General features: G+C 73.3%; 21 protein-coding genes. 14 read left to right on the top strand and 7 right to left on the bottom strand.

What is annotated here, in order from left to right; translation table 11 throughout:
- Window positions 1–88 precede the first annotated feature (88 nt).
- Window positions 89–553: a hypothetical protein gene (locus CFP65_RS06510; RefSeq protein WP_104815180.1), complete on the bottom strand. Its 465-nt coding sequence runs from the start codon at window positions 551–553 to the stop codon at window positions 89–91.
- A 140-nt stretch (window positions 554–693) separates the two neighbouring features.
- Complete coding sequence (locus CFP65_RS06505; RefSeq protein ID WP_104815179.1) at window positions 694–1,611, bottom strand: hypothetical protein; 918 nt, start codon at window positions 1,609–1,611, stop codon at window positions 694–696.
- A 255-nt stretch (window positions 1,612–1,866) separates the two neighbouring features.
- On the opposite strand from CFP65_RS06505, the gene CFP65_RS06500 reads away from it, so the two are divergent.
- Complete coding sequence (locus CFP65_RS06500; protein ID WP_104815178.1) at window positions 1,867–2,886, top strand: nitronate monooxygenase; 1,020 nt, start codon at window positions 1,867–1,869, stop codon at window positions 2,884–2,886.
- A 100-nt stretch (window positions 2,887–2,986) separates the two neighbouring features.
- Here CFP65_RS06500 and CFP65_RS06495 read toward each other — a convergent pair whose 3' ends face one another.
- Window positions 2,987–4,453, bottom strand: coding sequence for an aminopeptidase P family protein (locus CFP65_RS06495; protein ID WP_254552260.1), 1,467 nt, complete (start codon window positions 4,451–4,453; stop codon window positions 2,987–2,989).
- A 317-nt stretch (window positions 4,454–4,770) separates the two neighbouring features.
- Here CFP65_RS06495 and CFP65_RS06490 point away from each other — a divergent pair, with 317 nt between their 5' ends.
- The 7 genes from CFP65_RS06490 to CFP65_RS06460 all read left to right on the top strand — a co-directional run bounded on the left by CFP65_RS06490 (window position 4,771) and on the right by CFP65_RS06460 (window position 15,089).
- Window positions 4,771–6,504, top strand: coding sequence for an ABC transporter substrate-binding protein (locus CFP65_RS06490; protein ID WP_104815177.1), 1,734 nt, complete (start codon window positions 4,771–4,773; stop codon window positions 6,502–6,504).
- A 94-nt stretch (window positions 6,505–6,598) separates the two neighbouring features.
- Window positions 6,599–7,600: an ABC transporter permease gene (locus tag CFP65_RS06485; RefSeq protein ID WP_104815176.1), complete on the top strand. Its 1,002-nt coding sequence runs from the start codon at window positions 6,599–6,601 to the stop codon at window positions 7,598–7,600.
- Window positions 7,597–8,586, top strand: a complete 990-nt coding sequence (locus CFP65_RS06480; protein ID WP_104815175.1) for an ABC transporter permease — start codon at window positions 7,597–7,599, stop codon at window positions 8,584–8,586. The genes CFP65_RS06485 and CFP65_RS06480 overlap by 4 nt, the downstream gene beginning before the upstream one ends.
- Window positions 8,583–9,569, top strand: coding sequence for an ABC transporter ATP-binding protein (locus CFP65_RS06475; RefSeq protein WP_104815174.1), 987 nt, complete (start codon window positions 8,583–8,585; stop codon window positions 9,567–9,569). The genes CFP65_RS06480 and CFP65_RS06475 overlap by 4 nt, the downstream gene beginning before the upstream one ends.
- On the top strand, window positions 9,566–10,540 hold the full coding sequence (locus CFP65_RS06470; RefSeq protein WP_104815173.1) for an ABC transporter ATP-binding protein: 975 nt from the start codon (window positions 9,566–9,568) through the stop codon (window positions 10,538–10,540). The genes CFP65_RS06475 and CFP65_RS06470 overlap by 4 nt, the downstream gene beginning before the upstream one ends.
- A 176-nt stretch (window positions 10,541–10,716) precedes the next feature.
- Window positions 10,717–13,074: a collagenase gene (locus CFP65_RS06465; protein WP_104815172.1), complete on the top strand. Its 2,358-nt coding sequence runs from the start codon at window positions 10,717–10,719 to the stop codon at window positions 13,072–13,074.
- Window positions 13,075–13,283: 209 nt separating this feature from the next.
- The gene (locus tag CFP65_RS06460) at window positions 13,284–15,089 is read left to right on the top strand and encodes a glycoside hydrolase family 36 protein (RefSeq protein ID WP_104815171.1); all 1,806 of its coding nucleotides are present in this window, start codon (window positions 13,284–13,286) and stop codon (window positions 15,087–15,089) included.
- Between the two features lie 215 nt (window positions 15,090–15,304).
- On the opposite strand, the gene CFP65_RS06455 is transcribed toward CFP65_RS06460, so the two are convergent.
- Window positions 15,305–17,182, bottom strand: a complete 1,878-nt coding sequence (locus tag CFP65_RS06455; RefSeq protein ID WP_104815170.1) for a helix-turn-helix domain-containing protein — start codon at window positions 17,180–17,182, stop codon at window positions 15,305–15,307.
- 488 nt (window positions 17,183–17,670) lie between these two features.
- On the opposite strand from CFP65_RS06455, the gene CFP65_RS06445 reads away from it, so the two are divergent.
- On the top strand, window positions 17,671–18,906 hold the full coding sequence (locus CFP65_RS06445; protein ID WP_104815168.1) for a serine hydrolase: 1,236 nt from the start codon (window positions 17,671–17,673) through the stop codon (window positions 18,904–18,906).
- Window positions 18,907–18,935: 29 nt separating this feature from the next.
- Window positions 18,936–19,487: a putative immunity protein gene (locus CFP65_RS06440; protein WP_104815167.1), complete on the top strand. Its 552-nt coding sequence runs from the start codon at window positions 18,936–18,938 to the stop codon at window positions 19,485–19,487.
- A 23-nt stretch (window positions 19,488–19,510) separates the two neighbouring features.
- Here the strand turns inward: CFP65_RS06440 and CFP65_RS06435 are convergent, their stop codons facing one another.
- From CFP65_RS06435 to CFP65_RS06425, 3 genes are all read right to left on the bottom strand, one after another.
- A complete protein-coding gene (locus CFP65_RS06435) occupies window positions 19,511–19,708 on the bottom strand; it encodes a hypothetical protein (protein ID WP_104815166.1) in 198 nt (65 codons plus the stop codon).
- A gap of 161 nt (window positions 19,709–19,869) precedes the next feature.
- On the bottom strand, window positions 19,870–21,069 hold the full coding sequence (locus CFP65_RS06430) for an MFS transporter (RefSeq protein WP_104815165.1): 1,200 nt from the start codon (window positions 21,067–21,069) through the stop codon (window positions 19,870–19,872).
- 84 nt (window positions 21,070–21,153) lie between these two features.
- Window positions 21,154–22,212: a hypothetical protein gene (locus CFP65_RS06425; RefSeq protein WP_174805507.1), complete on the bottom strand. Its 1,059-nt coding sequence runs from the start codon at window positions 22,210–22,212 to the stop codon at window positions 21,154–21,156.
- Window positions 22,213–22,423: 211 nt separating this feature from the next.
- Between CFP65_RS06425 and CFP65_RS06420 the strand changes: the two genes are divergently transcribed.
- From CFP65_RS06420 to CFP65_RS06405, 4 genes are read left to right on the top strand one after another with little or no spacing between them, the layout of a single operon-like run.
- On the top strand, window positions 22,424–22,834 hold the full coding sequence (locus tag CFP65_RS06420; protein ID WP_104815164.1) for a VOC family protein: 411 nt from the start codon (window positions 22,424–22,426) through the stop codon (window positions 22,832–22,834).
- A 46-nt stretch (window positions 22,835–22,880) separates the two neighbouring features.
- Window positions 22,881–23,210 carry an AraC family transcriptional regulator gene (locus CFP65_RS06415; protein ID WP_371682369.1) on the top strand — a complete coding sequence of 110 codons (330 nt, stop codon included), beginning with the start codon at window positions 22,881–22,883 and terminating at the stop codon, window positions 23,208–23,210.
- A 10-nt stretch (window positions 23,211–23,220) separates the two neighbouring features.
- Window positions 23,221–23,910 carry a glyoxalase gene (locus CFP65_RS06410; RefSeq protein ID WP_254552259.1) on the top strand — a complete coding sequence of 230 codons (690 nt, stop codon included), beginning with the start codon at window positions 23,221–23,223 and terminating at the stop codon, window positions 23,908–23,910.
- A gap of 43 nt (window positions 23,911–23,953) precedes the next feature.
- Complete coding sequence (locus CFP65_RS06405; protein WP_104815163.1) at window positions 23,954–24,568, top strand: MBL fold metallo-hydrolase; 615 nt, start codon at window positions 23,954–23,956, stop codon at window positions 24,566–24,568.
- Window positions 24,569–24,608 lie beyond the last annotated feature (40 nt).

Here is a 24,608-nt window from a genome sequence, read left to right as displayed (position 1 = left end):
CACCCCACCGTGACCAGAAGTCAGTCTCGCGGTGAACTCTAGCGGCGGGGCGGGCCGTGGCGTGAGGGGACGGGAACGGTCCGCTGGCTCAGTAGTGCCAGTGGGGCTTGCCGCTCTCGATGCCGCAGGTGATCTCGCGGCCTGCCGCGTCGGTGGTGGACTTGCCGAGGTCGCCCTTACGGCAGAACTCGCCTGCGTGGTAGCAGTTGCCGGAGCCGGTGCGGATGGAGCAGGTGGGGTCGGCGGCGGCCGGGGCCTGAGCCGGGGTCCGGGGAGCGGCCGGCGGGGCGGTCGGGGCCGGGGGTAGGGACGGGGGCGGTGTGTGGGTCGGGGTGGGCTTCGGGGTCGGGGCGGCCGTGGTGGGGGTGGGGGACGGAGATGGCGTCGGGCTTGCCGAGTGGGTGGGGCTGGGGGAGGGGGTGGCCGAGGCGGAGGGGGTGGGCTTCGGGGTGGGGGTGTCGGGGGCGTTGCAGGCGCCGAGGGCGAGGACGGCGGCGAAGCCGGCGGTGCCGGCCAGCAGGACGGTGCGGCGGCGGGGACGGGATATGGGCATGGCTGAGCGGCTCCAGACGGGGGCGGGGGTCAATCCAGCCTAGGTGTGGAGCGCGCGGGGAAGGGCTCGGCGAAGGGCCTGTGGTGGTGGGGAGAAAGGCCCGGGCCGGTGGGGGTCCACCGGCCCGGGGCGGTGGGGCGTCAGCCCTTGGTCACGCACTTGTTGGCGGAGTTGGACCAGAGCCCCTGGAGGTCGAAGGTGCCGGTGGAGAGGGTGACGTAGGCGTCCATGTTCTGGCAGGCGTCGCCGATCTCGCCGGCGCCGCCGTTCCAGCCGATGGAGGGCCAGAAGTCGGTGACGGTCTCGGCGTACTCGTGCGTCTCGGTGGACTCGATGCCGGAGAGCAGGCGGCCGTCGGTGAAGGTGGTGCAGGCACCGGCGCCGCTGTCCGGGATGTACGGCATGTTGGTGTAGGCGAGGGTGCCGTACGAGGAGCTGGTCTTGTCGTGCCAGGCGCAGAAGCCCGAGTTGGGGAAGCCGTCCGGGTGGGTGCCGGTCGGGGAGAGGATCACGTACTGGGCGTTGAGGTTCGGCGTCTGGGTGGTGTTGCCGAAGTGGGCGGCGGCCTTGGCGGCCTCACTGCCGAGCTGGGCGGCGGTGGAGCCGGCCGGGCTGGCGGCGGCGTTGTCGAACCAGACGCCGGCCAGCGGGGTGCTGGCCGGGTGGTTGATGTGGATGCCGCTGGTGCCGCAGGTGACGGTGCCCTTGGCGACGCCCTCGCAGTACTGGCTGAGGATGGTGCCCCAGGTGTCCTGGCTGCCGTAGAGGCCCTTGAACATGTTCTGCATGTCGGTCGCCACGCCCGCCGGATCGGAGGACCACTGCGAGCCCCAGAAGACCAGGTAGACCTTCGGGGTGGGGGAGACCACGCCCTGGGTGGCGCTGGAGCCGATCTTCAGGGTGCTGGTCGAGCGGGCGGCGGCCTGCAGGGGGGCGGCGTGCAGCGGCTTGACGCCGTGGTGGGCCGGGGCCGTGGTGGCGTCGGCCTGGGCACCGACGGTCAGCGAGAGGCCGGCCACGGCGACGGCGGCGAGCGCGGCGAGGGGGCGGATACGCACCGATTCCTCCGAATGAGGGTGAGGGTGTGGTGTGGGGGCGAACTGCACGCGGTGGAGCGCGAGTTACCCAACCAGGGCGGGGTGCGGGGCGTCCAGGGGTACGGCCGTGATCCGCCGAAGATTTTGCTGTGTCTATGCCAGAAGGGCGAAAACTCGTCGGTCGACCTGACATGGATCTTGAGATTCTGCGGTGGCTGTCAGCGGACTCATAGGCTGGGCCCAGGAAGCGACCGGCGGTGGAAGGGGAGCGCAGACGTGGTGCTGGAGTTGACGGTTCCGGTGGTGGCGGCGCCGATGGCCGGCGGGCCGTCCACCCCCGAGTTGGTGGCGGCGGTGAGCGGCGCCGGCGGCCTCGGGTTCCTGGCCGCCGGGTACAAGTCGGCGGCGGCGACGGCCGAACAGATCTCGGAGACCAGGAAACTGACTGACCGTCCGTTCGGGATGAACCTCTTCGTGCCGGCGGAAGGGGAGCAGGAGGGCGCCGGGTACGCGGCGTACCGGGAGCTGCTGGGGCCGGAGGCCGAGCGCTGGGGCGTCGAGCTGCCGGCCGTGCCCAGGGCGGACCGGGACGACTGGGAGGCCAAGCTCGCGCTGCTGACGGCCGATCCGGTGCCGTACGTGTCCTACACCTTCGGGCTGCCGACGGCGGCGGAGGCCGCCGCGCTGCGCGCGGTGGGCACGGTGCAGATCGGCACGGTGACCAGTGCGGCGGAGGCGCGGGCGGCCGAGGCGGTGGGGATGGACGCGCTCTGCGTGCAGGGCCCCGAGGCCGGCGGGCACCGCGGCACGCACCGGGTGGAGCAGGAGCCGGGCCGGACGCCGCTGCTCGCACTGCTCGGGGAGGTGGCGGCCGTCACGCGGCTGCCGCTGCTCGCTGCGGGCGGGATCGGCAGCGGGGCGGCGATCGCGGCGGCGCTGCGGGCGGGGGCGGTGGCCGTGCAGCTGGGCACGGCGTACCTGTCCTCGGACGAGTCGGGGGCCTCGGCGGTGCACCGGGCGGCGCTGGTGGCGGCCGGCAGCGAGACGGTGGTGACGCGGGCCTACACCGGGCGGGCGGCGCGCGGGCTGCGGAACGCGTTCATCGACCGGTACGGGCCGGCGGCGCCGAAGGCGTACCCGGCGGTGCACCACCTGACGGCCCCGATCCGGGGCGCGGCGGCCAAGGCCGGCGACTCGGGCACCATGCACCTGTGGGCGGGCACGGCCCACGCGCTGACCCGGACGGGGCCGGCGGCGGAGCTCACCCGGGAGCTGTGGCGCGAGGCTGCGCTCTGACGAGGGCCCCTGGAAAGTGCAACCGCAGGTCTGCGAAGCAGTCCTACCGGGCGGGGTGAGTCCGCCGAAACACCCCGCCCGATACGCATGAGACTCCTGGTCAGCCCAGAAGGTTGCCCATCCAGGACTCGATCGCGTCCGGGGTGCGCGGGAGGGCGCCGGACATCATCCGGGCGCCGTCGGCGGTGATGATGAGGTCGTCCTCGATCCGGATGCCGAGGCCGCGCAGCTCGGCCGGGAGGGTCTCGTCGTCGGCCTGGAGGTAGAGGCCGGGCTCGACGGTCAGCACCTGGCCCTCCTCCAGGACGCCGTCCAGGTACGTCTCGGCGCGGGCCTTGGCGCAGTCGTGCACGTCGAGGCCGAGCATGTGGCCGGTGGAGCAGAGGGTGTAGCGGCGGAAGAGGCCGCTGTCCTCCCGGAGGGCCTCCTCGGCGGAGACCGGGAGGACGCCCCAGTCGGCCAGGCCGTGGGCGATGACCCGCATGGCGGCCTTGTGGAAGTCGCGGAAGGAGGCGCCGGGGCGCAGCGCCGCGATGCCGGCGTCCTGGGCGGCGAGCACCAGCTCGTACGCCTGGCGCTGGACGGGGGAGAAGGTGCCGCTGAGCGGGAGGGTGCGGGTGATGTCGGCGGTGTAGAGGGAGTCGGTCTCCACGCCGGCGTCCAGCAGCAGCAGGTCCGAGGGGTCGAGCCTGCCGTCGTTGCGGATCCAGTGCAGCACGGTGGCGTGGGCACCGGAGGCGACGATGGTGTCGTAGCCGACGCCGTTGCCCTCGGCGCGGGCGCGCGCGTTGAAGGCGCCTTCCAGCCAGCGCTCGCCGCGGTGGTGGCGCAGGGCGGCGGGCAGGGCGCGGACCACGTCCTCGAAGCCGGTGACGGTGAGGTCCACCGAGAGCTGGAGCTGCTCGACCTCCCAGGCGTCCTTGATCAGGCGCAGCTCGGAGAGCGCGGTGGCCAGCTCGCCGTCACCGGTGGCGGGGACGAGGGCGGAGCGGCCGGCCAGTGCGTCGAGCACCGGGTCGACGCCGGCCAGCACCCGGGTGGTGGGCTGGGGGCCGGTGAAGAGCTTCTCCAGGTCGTCCAGGTGGGCGGTGCGGATGCCGGTGAGCTGCTCGGCCTCGGCGAGGTCGGCGCGGCGGCCGACCCAGAACTCGCCGTAGCGGCGGTCGCGGTAGAACTCGGAGCCGTAGGGGCTGCCGCCGCCGCGCGGGGAGCGCGGGCGCAGGTAGAGGACGGGCTCGCCGGTGGGCTCGACCACCAGGACGTGGCCGACCTGCTCCTCGCCGGTGAGGCCGGTGAGCCAGGCGTAGGCGCTGTGCGGGCGGAAGCGGTAGTCGCAGTCGTTGCTGCGCACCTTGAGCTGACCGGCCGGTACCACCAGGCGCTCGCCGGGGAAGCGGGCGGCCAGCTTGGCGCGGCGGGCGGGCATGACGGCGTACCCGTTGACCCGCTCGTCGGCGGGCAGCGGGCTGGCGGCCCAGGCGGTGCCCATGAAGGCGTCGAGCGCCTCGGAGACGGGCAGGTCGTGGCTGCCGGTGTTGAGGGTGGGGGTCTTCGGGGTCTCGGTCACTGTGGGGAGCTCCTAGGCCGTCGGCCGGACGCGTAGGGACAGGGGTGTTGAGCTGCACCACCGGACACCAGGTGATCAGCTGCGCTGATGGGGCCGGGCCGCAAGGGAGTTGAGGGGCACGCCGGACACAGCTCGGTAACGGAGCGCTCCACCTCTTGCCAGTGCAATTTCACATTACTATGTTACGGGTCACACCCCAGGAGCGGCTAGACCTCAGGTTACGACCACCGTCGGCCAGGAGACCCGCCCCCCGGGTGGCCCCGGATCAGCCCCGGGGCGAACCGGGCCGAAGCTGGCCCCACACCGCGGAGTTGCACATGACCAGGCGTACCCACGCTGCCCTCGCGGCGGCGATCGCGGCAGCACTGACCCTCGGCCTCGGGGCGTGCTCCAGCACCGGAAGCAGCAGTGACGGCACGGACAAGCCGGTGACCACCGAGGGCAACGGCATCATCGGCGGTACGCCGGTCAAGGGCGGCACCCTCACCATCCTGTCCAACCAGGACTTCGACCAGCTCGACCCGGCCCGCAACTGGACCATGCCGGTCATGGACGTGGGCGTCCGGATGCTCTACCGCACCCTCACCACCTTCAAGGCCGCCCCCGGCGCCGAGGGCCTCAAGATCGAGCCCGACCTGGCCACCGACCTCGGCACCCCCAGCGACGGGGCCAAGACCTGGACCTTCCACCTGAAGGACGGCCTGAAGTACGAGGACGGCACGCCGATCGTCGCCGACGACATCAAGTACAACGTCGAGCGCTCCTTCTCCCCGGACCTGCCCGGCGGCCCGGACTACGCCGTGCGCTACCTGAACGCCCCGGCCGCCTACCAGGGCCCGCTCAAGGGCGAGCGCCTCGGCAAGGAGGCGATCGAGGTGCCCGACGCGAAGACCATCGTCTTCCACCTCAAGCGCCCGGTGGCCGAGTTCGGCTACACCGCGACCCTGCCGACCTTCGCCCCGGTGCCCAAGGCCAAGGACACCGGCGTCAACTACGGCAACCACGTGGTCTCCTCCGGCCCGTACAAGATCGAGACCTACGACCGCGGCAAGCAGATGGTGCTCGTCCGCAACACCAACTGGGACCCGGCCTCCGACTCGGTGCGCAAGGCGTACCCGGACAAGATCGTGGTCGACCAGACCCTCAAGAACACCGGCATCAGCGACCGGCTGATCGCCGACCAGGGCGACGACAAGAACGCGATCGCCTACGCCGACCTGCTGCCCGCCAAGCTGAGCGACGTGCTGACCAACCCGGCCGTCAAGGCCCGTCTGATCAGCGAGAACGCCGGCTGTACCAGCAAGCTCGACATGAACAACACCAAGGCGCCGTTCGACAACCCCAAGGTGCGCCTGGCGATCCAGTACGCGGTGGACAAGGAGGCCGTGCAGAACGCGCTCGGCGGCCCCGCGCTGAACGACATCGCCACCACCTACCTGCCGCCGGTGCTCACCGACGGCAAGGCGGTCGACCACTTCGGCATCAAGCCGGCCGGTGACCAGGCCAAGGCCAAGCAGTTGCTGGCCGAGGCGGGCTTCCCGAACGGCTTCTCCACCGAGCTGGCCACCTCCACCGGTGGCAAGCAGGAGGCCGAGGCGATCCAGGCCGCGCTGAAGAACGCCGGCGTCACCGTCCAGATCAACACCGTCGACCCGACCGCGCTGGGCGGCGTCGTCGGCGACAAGGCGAAGCAGCCGGGCCTCTCGGTCGGCGGCTGGTGCCCCGACTACCCCTCGGCCGCCACCTTCCTGCCGATGATCTTCGACGGCCGGGCCATCAAGGACAAGGGCAACAACGGCAACCTCGACCGGTTCAACGACCCGGCCGTCAACGCCGAGCTCGACCGGATCGCCTCGCTGACCGACCTCACCGAGGCCAACAAGGCGTGGACCGCGCTCGACGCCAAGATCATGGACGAGGCGCCCGCCGTGCCGCTGCTCTGGCAGAAGAAGCCGCTGCTGGTCGGCTCCAACATCGCCGGTGCCTTCGCCCACCCCGTGTGGGCCGGTCAGATCGACTACGCCGTCATCGGCCTGAAGTCGGTCAAGTAACCGCCCGGCTCCCGGGCCCGCCTGACCGGGTGTCAGGCGGGCCCGGCCCGCCGCGCGTGCACGACCACCGTCGAGCGTGAAGGAACCGACGCCCATGACCGCCCCGCCCCTCCCGGCCGGCTCCGGGGGAGCGGGGGCCGAGGCCGGCCCCGCCGCCTCCGCCCTCGCCGAGCCCGTCCAGCCGACCGCCACCCAACCGCCGGCCTCCCCCTGGCGCCTCGCCTGGCACCGCCTGCGCCGCCAGCGGGCCGCCATGGTGGGCCTCGGCATCATCGTCTTCTTCGTGCTGGCCGCCGCGCTGGCCCCGGTGCTCACCGCGATCAGCGGCCAGGGCCCCTCCGAGCTGGACAAGAAGGCCATCAACCCCTACCTGGGCGGCCTGCCCAAGGGCAGCTTCGGCGGCATGAGCCCCAAGCACTGGCTCGGGGTCGAGCCGATGCTCGGGCGCGACGTCTTCGCCCGGCTGCTCTACGGCGCCCAGGTCAGCCTCCTGGTCGCCTTCAGCGCCGCCATCATGATCACCGTGATCGGTGTGCTGCTCGGCATCACCTCCGGCTACTTCGGCGGCCGGATCGACGCCGTGATCAGCCGGTTCATGGACGTGATGATGTCCTTCCCCAGTCTGATCTTCATCATCGCGCTGCTCTCGGTGGCCCAGAACGCCAACCGCATCCTGCTGCTGATCGTCGTGATGGGCGTCTTCAGCTGGCCGTACATCGCCCGGGTGATCCGCGGTCAGACCATGTCGCTCAAGCACCGCGAGTACGTCGAGGCGGCCCGCGCCAGCGGCACCTCCAGCGCCCGGATCCTCTTCACCGAGATCCTGCCCAACCTCACCGGCACCATCATCGTGTACGTCACGCTGGCCATCCCCGGCCTGATCGGCGCCGAGGCCGCGCTCTCCTTCCTCGGGGTCGGCGTGCGTCCGCCGACGCCCTCCTGGGGTCAGATGATCTCGGACTCGGTGCTCTACTACAAGGTCGACCCGATGTTCTTCATGCTGCCCAGCCTCTGCCTGTTCCTGATCGTGCTGGCCTTCACCCTGCTCGGTGACGCGCTGCGCGACGCCCTGGACCCGAAGGGCAGGACGGCATGATCGGCTTCCTGATCCGGCGGCTGCTCGGCATCGCCGTCACCCTCCTGGTGATCTGCGCCCTGACGTTCACCATCTTCTACCTGCTGCCCAACGACCCGGCCGTGCAGTTCTGCGGCAAGGACTGCACCACCGACCGGATCGAACTGGTCCGCCAGCAGATGGGGTTGGCCGACCCGCTCTACATCCAGTTCGGCCGGTACGTGCTCGGCATCTTCGCCGGCCAGACCATGGGCAGCGGCCAGTACGCCGTGCACTGCGGCTTCCCCTGCTTCGGGTACTCCTTCCAGAGCGCCCAGCCGGTCTGGTCGCTGATGATGGACCGGCTGCCCGCCAGCGCCTCGCTCGCGCTCGGCGCCTCCGTGCTCTGGCTGCTGATCGGCCTCTCGGCCGGCGTGCTCTCCGCGCTGCGCCGCAACACCTGGGTGGACCGCACCGTGATGGTCGGCACCATCGGCATCGCCGCGCTGCCGGTCTACTTCACCGCGATGGTGCTGCTCTACCTGGTCGTCTCGGTGCTCGGCTGGATGCCCTACCCGCGCTACATCGCCTTCACCCAGGACCCGGTGGCCTGGATCCGCAACCTGATCCTGCCCTGGATCACCCTGGCGCTGATGTACGCCGCGATCTACGCCCGGATGACCCGCAACTCCGTCATCGAGACGATGGAGGAGCCGTACGTGCGCACCGCCCGGGCCAAGGGCATGCGCGAGCGCCGGGTGGTCGCCAAGCACGGGCTGCGCCCGGCCCTGACCCCCGTCGCCACCATGCTCGGCATGGACCTCGGCGGCCTGCTGGCCGGCGCCCTGATCACCGAGTCGCTGTTCAGCCTCCCCGGGGTCGGCAAGCTCTTCGCCGACTCGCTCAACAAGGCCGACCAGCCGGTGGTCATGGGGATCACCATGCTCGCCGCCTTCTTCATCGTCACCTCCAACCTGATCGTGGACCTGGTCTACGCCTGGATCGACCCCCGCGCGAGGCTCACATGACCGCACTGCTCGAAGTCTCGGGCCTGGAGGTGGAGTTCCGCACCGCCGAGGGCGTCATCAAGGCCGTCAAGGGGGTGGACTTCACCGTCGAGCGCGGGCAGACGCTCGGCATCGTCGGCGAATCCGGCTCCGGCAAGTCCGTCACCTCGCTGGCCGTCATGGGCCTGCACCGGGCGGCCAGCACCACCGTCACCGGCTCGGTGAGGTTCGACGGCACCGAGCTGATCGGCGCCCAGCCCGAGACCGTGCGCAAGCTGCGCGGCCGCCGGATGGCGATGATCTTCCAGGACGCGCTCACCTCGCTGCACCCCTACTTCACCATCGGCGACCAGATCGCCGAGGCGTACCGCGAGCACCACGGCGGCAGCCGCAAGGCCGCCATCGAGCGCGCGGTGGAGGTGCTCGGCGACGTGGGCATCCCGGAGCCGCGGCGCCGGGTGCACGAGCACCCGCACCAGTTCTCCGGCGGCATGCGCCAGCGCGCGATGATCGCGCTCGCGCTCTCCTGCGAGCCCGACCTGATCATCGCCGACGAGCCCACCACGGCCCTGGACGTCACCGTCCAGGCCCAGGTGCTCGAGCTGCTCAAGAAGCTCCAGCAGGAGCGCGGGCTCGGCGTCATCATGATCACCCACGACCTGGGCGTGATCGCCCGGGTCGCCGACGAGGTGCTGGTCATGTACGGCGGCTCGGCCGCCGAACAGGCCTCCGTGGACACCCTGTTCGCCGCCCCCCGGCACCCCTACACCAGGGGCCTGCTGGATTCGCTGCCCCGCCTGGACGCGGCCGAGGGGGAGGCGCTCACCTCCATCCCCGGCACCCCGCCCTCGCTGCTCAACCCGCCGCCCGGCTGCGCCTTCCACCCGCGCTGCCCGGTCTACGCGGCCGATCCCAACCCGCTCTGCACCGGTGAGCGGCCGCTCCTGCGGCTGGTCGCCGAGGGGCACCGCAACGCCTGCCAGCTCGATGGGGTGACCGCATGACAGCCCTGCTCTCCGTCAAGGACCTGGGGATGACCTTCCCCGGTCCGCGCGGCACCCTGCGCCGCCAGGCCGGCATCAAGGCCGTGGACGGCGTCACCTTCGACGTGGCCCCCGGCGAGACGCTCGGCCTGGTCGGCGAATCCGGCTGCGGCAAGTCCACCACCGGCCGGATGCTGGTGCGCCTGCTCGACCCGACCGCCGGCCGGGTCAGCTTCCAGGGCAAGGACATCACCACCACCGGCCAGCGCGAACTCCGGCCGCTGCGCAGCAGGTTCCAGATGATCTTCCAGGACCCGTTCGCCTCGCTCAACCCGCGGCAGACCGTCCAGCAGATCATCTCCGCCCCGCTGCGCGCCCAGGGCGCCACCGTCGAGGCGATGCGCAAGGAGGTCCGCGACCTGGCCGCCCTGGTCGGCCTCGCCCCCGAGCACCTGGACCGCTACCCGCACCAGTTCTCCGGCGGCCAGGCCCAGCGCATCGGCATCGCCCGGGCGCTGGCCACCCGGCCCGAGCTGGTCGTCGCCGACGAGCCGGTCTCGGCCCTGGACGTCTCCATCCAGGCCCAGATCGTCGGCCTGATGGAGCGCCTGCAGCGCGAACTCGGCGTCGCGTACGTCTTCATCGCGCACGACCTCGCCGTGGTCAAGCACATCAGCCACCGGGTGGCCGTGATGTACCTCGGCCGGATCGTCGAGATCGGCGACAAGCAGCAGGTGTACGACAACCCCGCCCACCCGTACACCAAGGCGCTGCTCTCCGCCGTCCCGCTGCCCGACCCGGCGGCCGAACGCGCCCGCGAGCGGATCGTCCTGCTGGGCGACCCGCCGAGCCCGGCCAACCCGCCCAGCGGCTGCACCTTCCACCCGCGCTGCCCCAAGGCGCAGGACGTCTGCCGCATCGAGGCCCCGCTGCTGCAGATCACCACCGTCGGCGGCGGCCGGCAGGCCGCCTGCCACTTCCCCGAGGCCTGACCGGCCCCCGGACCGCTGTCCGCGGTCCTGCCCGGTGCCGTACCGCCGCCGCCCTCCCCTTCCCCGGCGACGGTACGGCTCCGGGTGCGCCCGACACGGCGTCAGCACCCGGCCCCGCCACCCCCACCCCGGCGGAGCCCGGTGCCACCTCCCCCCACGTTCCATGGAGCCACTGGATGACCACTCCCCGCACTGCGCGCAGGGTCCTCATCGCCACCGCACTCGCAGCCTCCCTCACACTGCCGGCCCTGCAGACCGCCCAGGCCCTCACCCCGCCCCCGGCCGTCACCGCCCCGAGCAGCTCCACCCCGACCGTTCCCGGCCCCACCGGCTACGACGAGGTCGACCACCTCGGCACCGCCGCCGCCAAGCCCGGCACCGCGGCCCCCGCCCCCGGCGGCGGCTCGCTCGGCGACTCGCACATCCCCGGCCTGCTGCCCGACCGCGTCGGCGCCCCCGCCCCGACGGCCTCCGCCACGGTGCGGCAGGCCGTCGCCGCCACCACGGCCGCCGGGGTGCCCTGCACCCTTGACGGCATGACCGGCCTCGGCCCGCAGCAGCTCGCCGACTTCCTCGCCGACCCCGCCGTCAGCCCCGACGGCTGCCTGCGCGCCTTCCTGTGGACCTGGGGCGCCCGGTACGCCGCCACCATGGACGACGCCCACGTCCAGGCCGTCGCCGACCGGATCACCAAGCTCTCCGCCACCGACGACGGCACCGGCCGCCTCTACGCGCTGTGGACCTTCCTGCACGCCACGGTCTACTTCGACTTCAACCACAGCGAGATCGACGTCACCGACGCGCCCACGGCCACCGCCCTCCAGCGCGCGATCGACGCGTACCAGGCGAGCCCGCACGCCTTCGACACCACCGACACGGCCGCCGCCACCCTGCGCGAGCTGGCCATCACCGCCGGCAGCACCGGGCTCGGCCGGCACAACCTCGGTCTGGTGAAGAAGATCCTCGCGAAGTTCGCCCCCGGCACCACCGTGGCCGACAGCTGGGTCTGGGGCACCACCGGTCTCGCCGCCCTCAACATCGACTACCTCGGCATCGCCAACAACGACCCGGCCTTCACCGCCGCCGTGGCCGCCGACGCCGACTACCGCGCCGCCTTCCGCGCCTTCGCCGGCTACGGCCACCTCAAGGGCACCGCCAACGCCTGGATGGCCCGCGACGCGATGGCCGAGTACGGCCGGTTCGGCCAGATCGCCGCCCTGCGCGACGCGGTGGTGGCCGACCTCGGCCCGCTGCTGACCCTCACCCGGGCCACCTTTGGCGCGAACTCCGACCCGTGGATCAAGCTGGTCGGCTGGGCCAACACCTACGGGGTCTGCGCCCAGTACGACGTCTGCGCCGACAAGATCGAGGCCGCGCTCTTCCCCAACACCTACAGGTACGACAACGGCGCGATCGAGGTGCACACCGCCCTCGACAAGCCGACGGTCGACCAGATGTACTACGCGAGCAAGCAGGTGAAGACCCAGTTCTTCCGGGTGCTCGGCACCGACGTGCCGCTCGCGGGCGACGTCAACTCCATCCTGCACATCCACCTCTACGCCTCGCGCTCCGACTACGAGGTCTACCACCCGCTGCTCACCGGGATGAACACCAACAACGGCGGCATCTACATCGAGAACGGCGCCACCTTCTACACCTACCAGCGCCGGGTGCCGCAGGACTCCACCCTGACGCTGGAGGAGCTCTTCCGGCACGAGTACACCCACTACCTCAACGGCCGCTGGGCCGTGCCGGGTTACTTCGGCAACGCGCGCTGGTACGCGAACGACCTGACCACCGCGATGGACGAGGGCACCGCCGAGTTCTTCGACGGCGCCACCCGCGACCAGGGCATCCTGGTCCGCAAGTCCCTGGTGCAGAAGCTCGCCCAGGACGAGGCGGCCGGCATCCCCCGGCTGACCGTCCGGCAGCTGATCCACGCAAGCTACGACGACACCCCGGCCTTCCACTTCTACAACTACGCGGGCACCTTCTTCGAGTTCCTCTGGCAGAGCCACCCCTCGCTGCTGCGCGAGATGTACGGCTACCAGCGGGCCGACGACCCGGCCGGCTTCGACGCCTGGCGCACCCGGGTGGGCGCCGACGCCGCCCTCCAGACCGAGTACGACGCCTTCCTGGACGCCCAGATCGCCCGGGTGGACAGCCTGTACGTGCCCAGCACCGGCTTCACGCCCAACGGGTACCTGCAGTACGCGTACCCCGCCGAGGTGCGGGCGGCCTTCGCCAAGGCCACCTCCAACACCCCGGACTGCGTGGACAACGGCGACTGGGACAACAAGCCGATGCGCTTCGTCTGCACCGGGAAGATCACCGCCAACCTCGCCGACCCGACCAACCCCGACCAGGTCTTCAAGGACATGTCCGGCACCGTCGACTACTTCATCCTGCAGCGGACGAAGGGCGTCGCGAACAACCTCGACGACATGAACTGCTCCTTCGGCCCGGTCGAGATCTGGACCAACGGCAAGGCGGGCACCTCCAGCTACACCTGTGAGGGGCCGCTGCGCCGCTGACGAGCCCCCGGTCGGGTGCGGCGGGGAACCGTCGCACGCGGGCCGCACCCGACCGGGCCCACCCCTTCCCCAGCCCACCTCCCCATCCCACCGACTCCCGCACGGGCGGCCGTCCCTTCCGCTTCCGCGGCCGCCCGTGCGGGCCCACCGGCCGACGTCCCGTCCGACGACGGCCTTCCACCCGTCAGATGCCAACGGAAGGCTCACTCGTGACCCAGACCCCGCCCCCGCTCAGCTGGGACGGCAGTGCCCACCCCTCCGGCCGGCCGGAGGACCGCCGTGCCGTCGAGACCGGCCTCGGGCTGCCCGGGCTGAGAGTGCAGGCCACGGCGGTCGGCGCGGAGCTCACCGGCCTCACCGTGACCCCGCAGGCGCAGCCCGGCGTGGTGCTGCTCGAGGTGACCACCGGCCCCACGCTGGACGGGCAGCCGCCGCGCGCCCGGGTCGAGTGGCGCCTGCCCTGCACCGGGGCCACCGCGCACTGGACCCCGAACACCGGCACCCGCTGGCTGCCGCCCTCCTGGCTCGCGCCGCGGATCGCCTCCCTCCCCAAGGGCGCCCCGGTCGGCTCGCTGGTCGGCACCGGCGACGCCGCCCTCTGCACCTTCGCCGTCGGCGAGCTCGTGCTGCCCGTCTCGATCGGCGAGGGCGCGGTCGAGGAGACCGGCGAGTTCAGCTGGTGGGTGGAGCACGAGGGCGACCGGCTCGCCCTGCTGCTCGACCTGAGCGGCCGGCACTTCGCCGACACCATCCGGGGCGCCGCCTCCTGGTGGGCCACCTTGCTGCCGCCGGTCACCGTGCCGCCCGCCGCCTTCGAGCCCACCTTCTGCACCTGGTACGCCCTGCACCTGGCGATGACCTCCGCCGACGTGGAGCGGCTCGCGGCGCTGGCCGCCCCGCTCGGCTTCAAGGCCGTCATCGTGGACGACGGCTGGCAGACCGACGAGGAGGGCCGCTCCTACGCCACCACCGGCGACTGGCAGCCGGCCCCGCTCGGCTTCCCCGACTTCGCCGCGCACATCGCCCGGGTGCAGGCGCTCGGCCTCAACTACCTGGTCTGGCACTCGCTGCCCTTCGTCGGCGAGCGCTCCTCGGCCCTCAAGGGCCTGGCCGAGCACACCCTGGCCCACCTGCCGCAGTTGGAGACCCACGTCCTGGACCCGCGCAGCGCCACCGTGCGCGCGCACCAGGTCGAGCGGCTCGCCTCCGCCGTCGAGACCTACGGCGCCGACGGCCTCAAGGTGGACTTCATCGACACCTTCGCCCGGGCCGGCGCCACCGCTGCCTCACCCGAGGCCGACTGCGAGACGGTGGCCGAGGGCGTGCAGAAGCTGCTCACCGCGCTGGACGCACGGCTGCGGGCCACCCGGCCCGAGGTGCTGATCGAGCACCGCCAGGACTACATGGGCCCCGGCCTGTGGCCGTACGCCACGATGGTGCGTGCCACCGACTGCCCGCACAACACCGCCGAGAACCGTACCCGCACCGCCGACCTGCGGCTCACCGCTGGACCGCTGGCCGTACACGCCGACCCGATCACCTGGCACCCGAGCGAGAGCCCCGAGCAGATCGCCGTGCTGCTGCTCTCGGTGCTCTTCGCCACCCCGCAGGTCTCGGTCGAACTCGCCGCCCAGAGCCCGGCCCAGCTGGCCACCCTCAGGTTCTGGCTCTCCGTCATGAGCGAGCACGTCGGCCTGCTCCAGCGCGGTGACCTGCGCCCGCACCGCCCCGAACTCGCCTACCCGCTGATCGAGGCCCGCAACGGCACCGCCCTCGCCTTCGGCCGCTACGCCCCCGTCCCGATCCCGGTGGGCGGCCCGTGGGACCTGCTGCTGCTGGCCAACGCCGACCCCGACACCCTGGTCCGCCTCACCTTCGACCAGCCCCCGGGCCGGGTCTCCGTCCTGATCCAGGACTGCCAGGGCGGCACCCTCGCCGAGGCCGCGCCCACCGTGGACGGCACCGAACTCGCCCTGCACGTCCCGCTCGGCGGGCTGCTCACGCTGCGGCGCTGAGCCCTGGAACGCGGTGGGCACCGTCGGGGGTGCCCACCGACGCAGAACGCCCGGGCCGAGGAGACTCAAGCTCCCTCGGCCCGGGCGACAGCACCGAGCGGCCGGCCGTCCCGTCCCCCGTTGTCCGGGTCCCCCGTCCGACCGCTCACCACGACTCTAGGTGCCCGATCGGACCACCCGGTACTGCACCGGTGCACGGTCGGGCAGCGGCACTGTCACGAGTGCACGGTCCCGGCTGCCCCTTCGGGTGCCCGGCCGGCCCGGCCCGGCTCCAGGTGCAGTTCCAGCTCGCCGAGGGCGGCGAAGGCGAGGGCCGTCTCGTACACCCCGCTGCCGCCGGAGAGCAGCTGACGCTGGAGCAGCTGCTCGGCGCTGCGCAGGTGCTCGCGGACGGTCTGCGGGTGCAGCCCCAGCCGCCGGGCCGCGCGCTCCACGTTCGCGTCCGCGCCGAGCCAGGCCCGCAGGGTGCCGCGCAGGTCCCGTCCGTCCTCCGCGAGCCGCTCCGCCAACCCCTCGGCCCAGGCCCGGGCGGCCTCCGCCCCCAGCACCTCGGCCAGCCGGACCGCACTGGCCCCGGTGCCGCTCTCCGACTCGCCGACCCGCAGGGCCAGGTGCAGCACGGCTCGCGCTGCCACCCGCGACAGGTCGAGGCCCAGCAGTGCGGCCGCCCGGTCCATCCGGGCCCGTACGGTGTTGCGGCTCACCCCGAGGATCCGCCCGGCACTGGTGGCCGGGAACTCCAGCCCCAGGCCCAGCGTCCCGTACAGCTGGTCCCGCCCGGCCAGCGGCACGGCGTGCAGCGGCGCCAGCACCCCCGCCGCCCACTCCCGCGCCACCGCCCGGTCGAGCACCCGCACCAACCGGTCCTCCACCGCGTACAGCGCCGCCCGCCCCGGCCGCAGCCGCGCCGCCGCCAACGCCCGGATGGCGTCCCCGTACGCCGCCGCCACCTTCTCCAGCGGATGCACCCCACTCCCGCCGAGCCGCCGCTCCGGATGCCCGGCCAGGAACCCGCGCAGCACCCGCCCGGCAGTGCCCCAGCCGGCGTCCGCCGCCGGTTCGGGGCCCTCCACCGGGCTGACCACGATCAGGTGCTGCTCGGTGGCCGGGCAGCGGACCACCAGGGCCCGGCCGGCCGTGGCCTCGGCGCAGGCGTCGGCCAGGGCGTTCCGCTCCTCGGCCGGGCACTCCAGCACCTGCACCCGGACGGACTCCGCCGCGAGCAGGCCCGGCACCAGTCCCTCCGCCGCCCGCTGAGCGAGCGTCACCTCACCACCCATCAGCAGCTGGAAGACCGCCACCCGCAGCCCCGAGGCCAACTCGGCCGCCCGCTCCCGCTCGCCCTCCGCCGCGCGGAGCCGCAGCAGCGGGTCGAGCAGCCCGGCGGCCTGCGCCACCAGCCCCCCGGCCGACGGCCCGAACGGTTTGACCCGACCCACTGTCAGGTACGCCCCGGCCCGGCCGACGGCCGCCAGCCGCAGGTGCAGCCCGCCGCCCGCCAATACGGCCGTCCGCAGCCGCCCGGCCGCGACCGGGTCGGCGACGGTGGCCCGGCCGGCAGCGGCGAGCGCCGCTTCGGCGCGGGGTGAGGAGGCGACCGGGGTGCCGAGGCCGTCGGGTGGGCTGCCGCCGTCGGCGTTGCCGAGGCCGGCCCCGTCGAGCAGGACGTGGGCGCCGAGGGTGCGGCCCAGCCACTCCACCACCCGCTCGACTCCCTGGGCGGCGGGCTCCCGGGCCTGCGCCAGCAACTGCTCCAGCAGGGCGGTCCGTTCCCGTGCTTCCCGGAGCCGTTCCTCGGCTATCACCCGGGCCACCCGCAGCCAGGACAGCTCCGGCGTCGCCCGCAACACCGGCACCCCGAGCCGCCCGGGGGCGGTCCCCGCCGGGGCCACCACCGCTGCCGCCTGCCGCACCCTCGCCGCCGACCCGGCGGCCACCGGCTCCCCGGACAGCAGCATCAGGTGCCCGGCCGGCACGCTGCCCTCTTCTCCGTGGTCCACCACGCCGAGCACCGGCCGGGTCTGCCAGCCGACCGGGCCGGCCTCCACCCGGAGCTCGGGCACCGTCGTCACCAACCATCCCAGCGTGGGCATTTGGACCTCCCTGTACCGTCCGTCCGCAAGCTCCACCGTAGATCCGGTTCGACGGCGGCTCGGACGGGGGGTAGGCGAACCGTCGGATGGTGCTGTCACCTCGACGAGCCCCCGGCGCTCTGCCTGGCCCCGGTCGCGGTGCTCCCCGCCCACCAGCGGACCGGCGCGGGCGGCGCCGCCGTCCGGGCGGCCCTCGACCCGGGGCACGAGCCGCTCCCGGGCGGCACCGTCCGCTACGCCCCGCCGTTCGGCATCTGAAAAAGGCGGGCTTCGGACGCAACCCAACCCGCTGCCCCGATTCCGGTGCACCTCGGCTCGACGGGCAGCAGAGGGTGCCCGGAGAAGGGGCCTGAAGCCGCGTCACCCGGGCGTGGAAGCGTGAGAACGTCCTGATCACCCACCGCCCGGGGCTGCTCCCGGTGGGGTGGGTGAGCCGTGAGTGGGCCCCCGCCGGGTGCCCCGCGGCGCAGGTCGGACGGAGAACAGGCATGACGAACCACAGGACCAGCACGCGACGCGGCTTCCGCCTCGCCGCCGGGCTGCTCGCGGGCGCCACCGTGCTCGCCCTCGCCCCGACGGCGGGCGCGGCCACCCCGCAGCCCGGCCTCACCCTCTCGGTGGCGGACGGCCGGCCGGGCCAAGGCACCGCCGGGCTCCGGCAGGGGCTGGACGCGATCACCGGTCAGGCCGGCGCCCTCGGCGCGATCGCCGAACTGCGGGACCACGGCAAGGCCGTCTGGCGCGGCAGCTCGGGCGTGCGGGACCTGACCACCAAGGCCCCGGCGCCGGTGGACGGCCGATTCCGGGCCGGCAGCGTGACCAAGACCTTCGTGGCGACGGTGGTGCTCCAGCTCTCGGCCGAGGGCAGGCTCGGCCTGGACGACCCGATCGAGCGTCACCTGCCGGGCGTGGTGCCGAACGGCGGGGCGATCACCGTGCGGCAGATCCTCGGCCACACCGCCGGCCTCTTCGACTACCTGGAGGACCCGAGCTTCGCCACCGACACCGAGGCCCAGCAGCAGGAGTTCCTCGCCACCGGCCGCTGGCAGACCTACACCCCGCAGCAGCTGATCGCCCTCGCGGTGGCGCACCCGCCGTACTTCGCCCCCGGCCAGGGCTGGCACTACTCCAACACCGACTACCAGCTGATGGGCGAGCTCATCGAGAAGGTGACGGGCCGCTCCTGGCGCACCGAGGTCCAGCAGCGCATCCTCTGCCCGCTCGGCCTGCACCACTCCACCCTCCCCGGTACCGACACCACCGTCCCCGGCCCGCACAGCCACGCCTACTTCTCGCTGAGCACCGGCCCAGCCGACGTCACCGAACTCAACCCCTCCCAGGGCGGCGCCGCCGGCGAGATGATCTCCACCACCGAGGATCTGACCCGCTTCAACGCCGCCCTCCTCGGCGGCCGGCTCCTCGCCCCGGCCCAGCTCGCCGCGATGACCACCACCGTGCCCGCCAACGACTACCCGCCGTCCCGGTACGGTCTCGGCCTGATGCAGACCTCCCTTTCCTGCACCGAGGTCTGGGGCCACCCGGGCGGCATCAACAACTACCTGACCTACGAGTTCGGCAACCGCACCGGCACCCGGCAGATGGTGATCTCGGTGACCCCGTACGACCCGGCGAAGTCGGACCAGCTGACGCCGACCGTGATCGCGCTCCTCGACCGGGCCTTCTGCGGACCGGGCGCGGGCAGCACCACCGGCTCGGGCCGGTAGCGTTCCTGACCGTCCGGCAGGATGGGGGCATGGACGACACGAGTACCGGGGAACAGCCTGCCGTCCCCGCCGAGGTGCCGATCAGCGAGGAGGACCGGCGGCTGCTCGCCGCCTGGGCGGCCGACTGCGCCGAACGGGCCCTGGCCCGGTACGAGTCGGCCGTCCCCGGTGACGCCCGCCCCCGGGCGGCGATCGCGGCGGCCCGGGCCTATGCGCGAGACGGCCGCCGGACGGGGCAGCTCCGCGCCGCCGGGTGGGCGGCCCTCGCCGCCGCGAAGGAGACCGACGCCCCGGCGGCCTCCGCCGCCGCCCGGGCGGCGGGCTGCGCGGCGGCCGCGCCGTACATCCACCCGCTGGCCACCCCGCACCAGGTCAACCACGTGCTCTCGCCCGGCCTGTACGCGGCGCGGGCGGCGGAGGCGGCGAGGCCCGGTGCCGCCGAGGCCGAACTCGACCGGGCGGTCGAGCTCGCCCCGGCGGCGGTCCGGGCGCTCGTCCGTCGCCTGCCGCCGCCGGGCGGGGCGGGGCGCACTCGGCTGGACGCCTTGCGACATCGCTTCGCGGCGGCACTGCGGGCCTGACCCTCGCCCACGTCGTTCGGAGCTCAGCCGGAGTACTTGACCCAGGGTGTCGCGGGCCAGTCCCCGTGCCCGTTCTGGACGTAGAACACGTCGAGCCAGACGCAGTAGTCACCGTTGTCGTGCAGGTGGGTGGTGTAGCCGCCCGCATCGGCACCCCTCGGCGGCGGCCGGGGCAGGGCCGGTGGCCACGGCGAGCAGGAGTCCCGCCGCCAGGGCGGCACCGGCCGCCCTGGCGCGGCGGAGTCGTGGCGCGGTGGTGCTTTCGGTGGTGGCGGTCATGTCGTCCTCCTCACCGGGGCAGGTCTTCGTACCTCCATGGAACCGTCCGGCGATCGGCGGCGGCATCCACCGAGCACCCCTGTCGCCGGGGGAGGTCCCGGGGTCAGCCCCGCAGGGTGCCGGGCCGGGCGGCCAGCAGGCCGGCGGCGGCCTCGGGGAGGACGAGGGCGAGCAGGAGGAGCAGGGCCGCTGTCCACGTCCCGGTGGCGGTGTGGACCAGGCCGACCGCGAGCGGGCCGAGGCCGGCCAGCAGGTAGCCGCCGGTCTGGGCGAGGCCGGAGAGGCGGGCGGCCACGGCCGGGGTGGGGGAGCGGAGGCCGATCAGGGTGATCGCGAGTGGGAAGGCACCGCCGTTGGCCAAGCCGAGGACGACGACCCAGAGCCAACCGGCGCCCGGTGCGAGCAGCAGGCCGCCCAGGCCGAGCGCCAGGGCGGCGGCCACGGCGGCCACCAGCGGCCGCTGGTCGCGCAGGCGGCCCGCGAGCACCGGGGTCAGGAACCCGAGCGGGATCCCGATGGTCATCAGGACGGAGACCATCAGCCCGGTCTCCGCGGGGGAGTAGCCGTAGCCCTGCATGAGTTCGGGCAGCCAGGCCGCGAGCACGTAGAACATCAGCGAGACCAGCCCCAGGAAGGCCCCCACCGCCCAGGCCGTCGGCGACCGGGGCAGCGAAAGAGGTTCCGGGCAGCGGTCCACAGGGGGCGCCGGCCTGGGCGGGGTGCGGCGGGCGAGGTGCGCCCAAGCGGTGGCGGCGAGGAGGGCGGGGACGGACCAGAGGGCGAGGGCGGCCTGCCAGGTGGTGGCCTCGGCGAGGGGCACGGCCAGGGCCGCGGCGAGGGCGGCGGTCGTGGACATCACGGTCATGGCGAGGCCGGTGCGGTGGCCGATGCGGTCGGGGTGCTGGTGCTTGACGATGGCCGGGACGAGGACGTTGCCGGTGGCGATCCCGGCGCCGATCAGCACCGTGCCCGCGTAGAGCGCAGCCGTGGACGGAGCGCTGCGCAGCAGGATGCCCGCGGCGAGGACGAACAGGGCACCGGCGACGGTGACTTCGGTGCCGTAGCGGCGGGCGAGAGCCGGGGCGAGCGGGGCGAAGAGGCCGAGGCAGAGCACCGGGAGGGTGGTCAGCAGGCTCAGCGCGGCGCCGTTCAGGCCGTGGGCCGCGCGGACCCGGTCGAGCAGCGGGGCGACGCAGGTGATCGCGGCCCGGAGGTTGGCGGTCAGCAGGAGCAGCCCGAGGAGGGGCCGGGCCGGTGCGGCCGGGGCCGGGGTCAGGACGGGGGCCGGGGCAGTGCTGGGCATGGGGCGGATCCGTCGGAGCGAAAGGGGGCAGGGGAGGAGGGCGGGCACCGGCGCGGTGGGCCGGTGCCCTGCCGAGGGATCGGATCAGGCCGCCTGCGGGCGGTCGTCTTCGGTGGCGGCGGCACCCTGGGCCGCGTCGCGGGCGGCCCGCTTGGACTGGAAGGGGCAGGCGAGTTGGGTCTGGATCTCCTCGGAGAGCAGGTCCTGCTTGCCCTTGAGGGCGTCGGCGATGACCTGGTCGACGGGGAAGACCAGCTCGGCGGCGACGTTGTCCTGGACGATCCGGGCGAGGTTGTCGAGCGCGGTGAAGACCGGATCGGCCGGGGTCTCGCCGGTCGGGAGGTCGATCAGGTGCGAATCCGCTGTGGCCGGGTCGAGGAACTGCTTGATGATGATCGAGTTCTGGTTGAGCACGGAGGTGGTCCAGATCGACAGGACGACGACGTAGAGCCCCTTCCACTGCTCCTCGCCGACCTTCTGCCGCCACCGCCGCATGATCGACTCCACCCCGGCGATCTGCGCCTTGGCGGCGAAGTACATGTTGGTCCGGATGGACTCGTACACGTCCCCGGTGAAGTCGGTGAACTCCTCGATGCTGAAGCTGCCCCGCTCCAGCGCGCCCCCGATGAAGCCGAGTGCCCCGTCGAGGATCCGGGTGGAGGAGGCGAGCAGGGCCGGCGGCAGGTCGGCGCCGGCCAGTTCGGCGTGGGCGGTGCGGAGGGTGTGCGCCCAGTGCTTGAGCGGGCGGGACCAGCCGTTGGCGTCCGGGCCCTTGAGGTAGGGCGCGAGGATCGCGAAGGTGCCGAGCGGCACGTGGGCGATCGACTTCGCGAGCTCGAAGAGTTCGGAGACGGGGTGCACGGCTTCGCGCTCCCCGTTGTGGACGAGGGTGTAGAGGCCGCCCTGGGAGTCGTTCTGCACGACGATGACCGGGGTGAGGTGATTGATCAACTCGGCCTTGAGGGCGGCGTAGTTGCGCCGCATGTCGACATTGACGGCGAAGATCGCGTTGCGGGTGCGCTTGGTCGGGTCGGACCAGTACGCGACCATCTCCTCGTCGTGCGGGTCGATGTCCTTCGCATGGTCGTTCGGCTCGGTGGTGCCCGGCGTCGTGCCCGGCGTGCTGCCCAGCGTGGTGGCCATCAATGCTCCTAGCTCGTCCCCCACTGATCGGACGCCACTCACCATCCCGGTCCCGAGGTCCCACCCGGAAGGGACCGCCGTCCCGATCCGTCACCGGGCCGCCCGCCCCGCCCACCCTGCCCGCGCACGGGCGCGTCGCCTTCGGCCCCCGGGGTGAATCGGTCAGGTTTCGATAAACGCCTGGCCCGGCAAGGCCGTTACCCTGCCCAGCATGGACATCACCATTCACACCACCGCCCTCCCGCACGAGGACCCGGACGCCTCGCTCGCCTTCTACCGCGACGTGCTCGGCTTCGAGGTCCGCGGCGATGTCGGGCAGGGCCGGATGCGGTGGATCACGGTCGGCCCGCTCGGGCAGCCGGGCACCTCGATCCTGCTGGCGCCGCCCGCCGCCGATCCCGGCATCACCGAGCAGGAGCGCCGCACCATCACCGAGATGATGGCCAAGGGCACCTACGGGTGGATCCTGCTGGCCACCCTGCACCTCGACGCCGTCTTCGAGAAGGTGCAGGCCGGCGACGCCGAGGTCGTCCAGGAGCCGACCGAGCAGCCGTACGGCATCCGCGACTGCGCGTTCCGCGACCCGGCGGGCAATCTGATCCGGATCCAGGAACTGCGCTGAACCGGCCACGGGCCGCAGCGGACCAGCGAGGAGGGGGAGGGTTCTCATGTGCAGACCTGGATGGCGGCAGGCGCGCGAGGAGGCGTACCGGCTGGCCGAGCTCGCGCGGCTGCGCCGCGTCCGCGACCGGATCGACCGGGAGTACGCGCAGCCGTTGGACGTGGTGGCGCTGGCCCGGGACGCGGGCCTGGCCGCCGGGTACCTGAGCCGGCAGTTCCGGGCCGCGTACGGTGACTCGCCGTACGGGTACCTGACGAGGCGTCGCGCCGAACGGGCGGCGGCCTCGGCTTCCGCGGCGGCTTCGGTCTCGGCCTCGCTCCCGGCCGGCCAGGACCGGTCAGGATTCGAGAAGCCCCGGCCGGTGCCCGGCTCGTAGCGTGGTGGGCATGGCAGACAACACTTCTTCCGCAGACATCACTTCTCCTCAGCGCACCGGTTCGGACACCGCCGGCCTCGCCGCCGTCCTGATCGAGGTGGCCGATCTCGAAGGGGCTCGCCGCTTCTACCGGGCCTTCGGCGTGGACGGCCACGTCCGGCTGCGGGTCTCGGAGGCGGAGACCACCGGCTTCCGCGGCTTCACGCTGGCGCTGACGGTGGCCGGGCCGGCCACCGTGGACGGGTTCGTGGGCGCCGCGGTGGCGGCCGGGGCCACGGTGCTGAAGCCGGCCACGAAGTCGCTCTGGGGCTACGGCGGCGTGGTCCGGGCCCCGGACGGGACGATCTGGAAGATCGCGACCTCGGCGAAGAAGGACACCGGCCCGGCCACCCGGGAGATCGACGAGGTGGTCCTGCTGATCGGCGTCGAGGACGTGAAGGCCACCAAGCAGTTCTACGTGGACCGGGGGCTGACCGTGGCCAAGAGCTTCGGCGGCAAGTACACCGAGTTCGCCCCGGGCCGGCCCGGCGCCGTCAAGCTGGCGCTGTACAAGCGTCGCGCGCTGGCCAAGGACCTCGGTGTCCCCGTCGAGGGCGGCGGCTCGCACCGGATCGTCCTCGGCGGCTCCACCGGCGCCTTCACCGACCCGGACGGGTTCGCCTGGGAGGCCGCCACCGCGCTCGCCGCCACCGCCGCCTGATCCGGGGGTCCGGGCTCCGGACCCCCGACGATAGGTTGGCCGGATGCTGATGACCAAGTACGGCCATGCGTGTGTGCGGTTGGAGCGGGACGGGCGGGTGCTGGTGCTCGACCCGGGGGAGTACTCGGGGGACGAGGCGTGGGCGGGGGCGGACGCGGTGCTGCTCACGCACGAGCACCAGGACCACGTCGACCTGGAGCGGCTGGCGGCGGCGCGGGCGGTGAACCCGGGGCTGGTGGTCCACACGCACCCGGCGCTGGCGGCCGAACTCGGCGGCCGGGCCGTGGCGGTGGGGGAGAGCTTCGAGGCGGCGGGGTTCGCGGTGCGGGCGGTCGGCGGGGAGCACGCGGAGACGGTGGACGGGCTGCCGGGGTGTCCGAACCTCGGGTACCTGGTGGAGGGGCTCTACCACCCGGGGGATTCCTTCTTCGTGCCCGAGGAGCCGGTGGAGACGCTGCTGGTGCCGGCCTCGGGGCCGTGGGTCAAGCTCTCCGAGGCGGTGGAGTTCACCCGGGCGATCGGCCCGGCGCGGGCCTTCCCGGTGCACGACGCGCACCTGAGCGAGATCGGCCTGGAGAACTTCGACGCCTGGCTGGACTGGAAGGGTGGCACGGCCTACGCCCGCCCGGAGCTCGGCGTGCCGGTGGAGCTGGCCTGAGGAAGCCGGAAGCCCCGGCCCGCCAGGGGAGTGGCGGGCC

The organism is Kitasatospora sp. MMS16-BH015 (assembly GCF_002943525.1).
Taxonomy (GTDB): domain Bacteria; phylum Actinomycetota; class Actinomycetes; order Streptomycetales; family Streptomycetaceae; genus Kitasatospora.
Note: the sequence above shows the minus strand (reverse complement) of the source record. Positions and strands in the feature narration are given on the sequence as shown.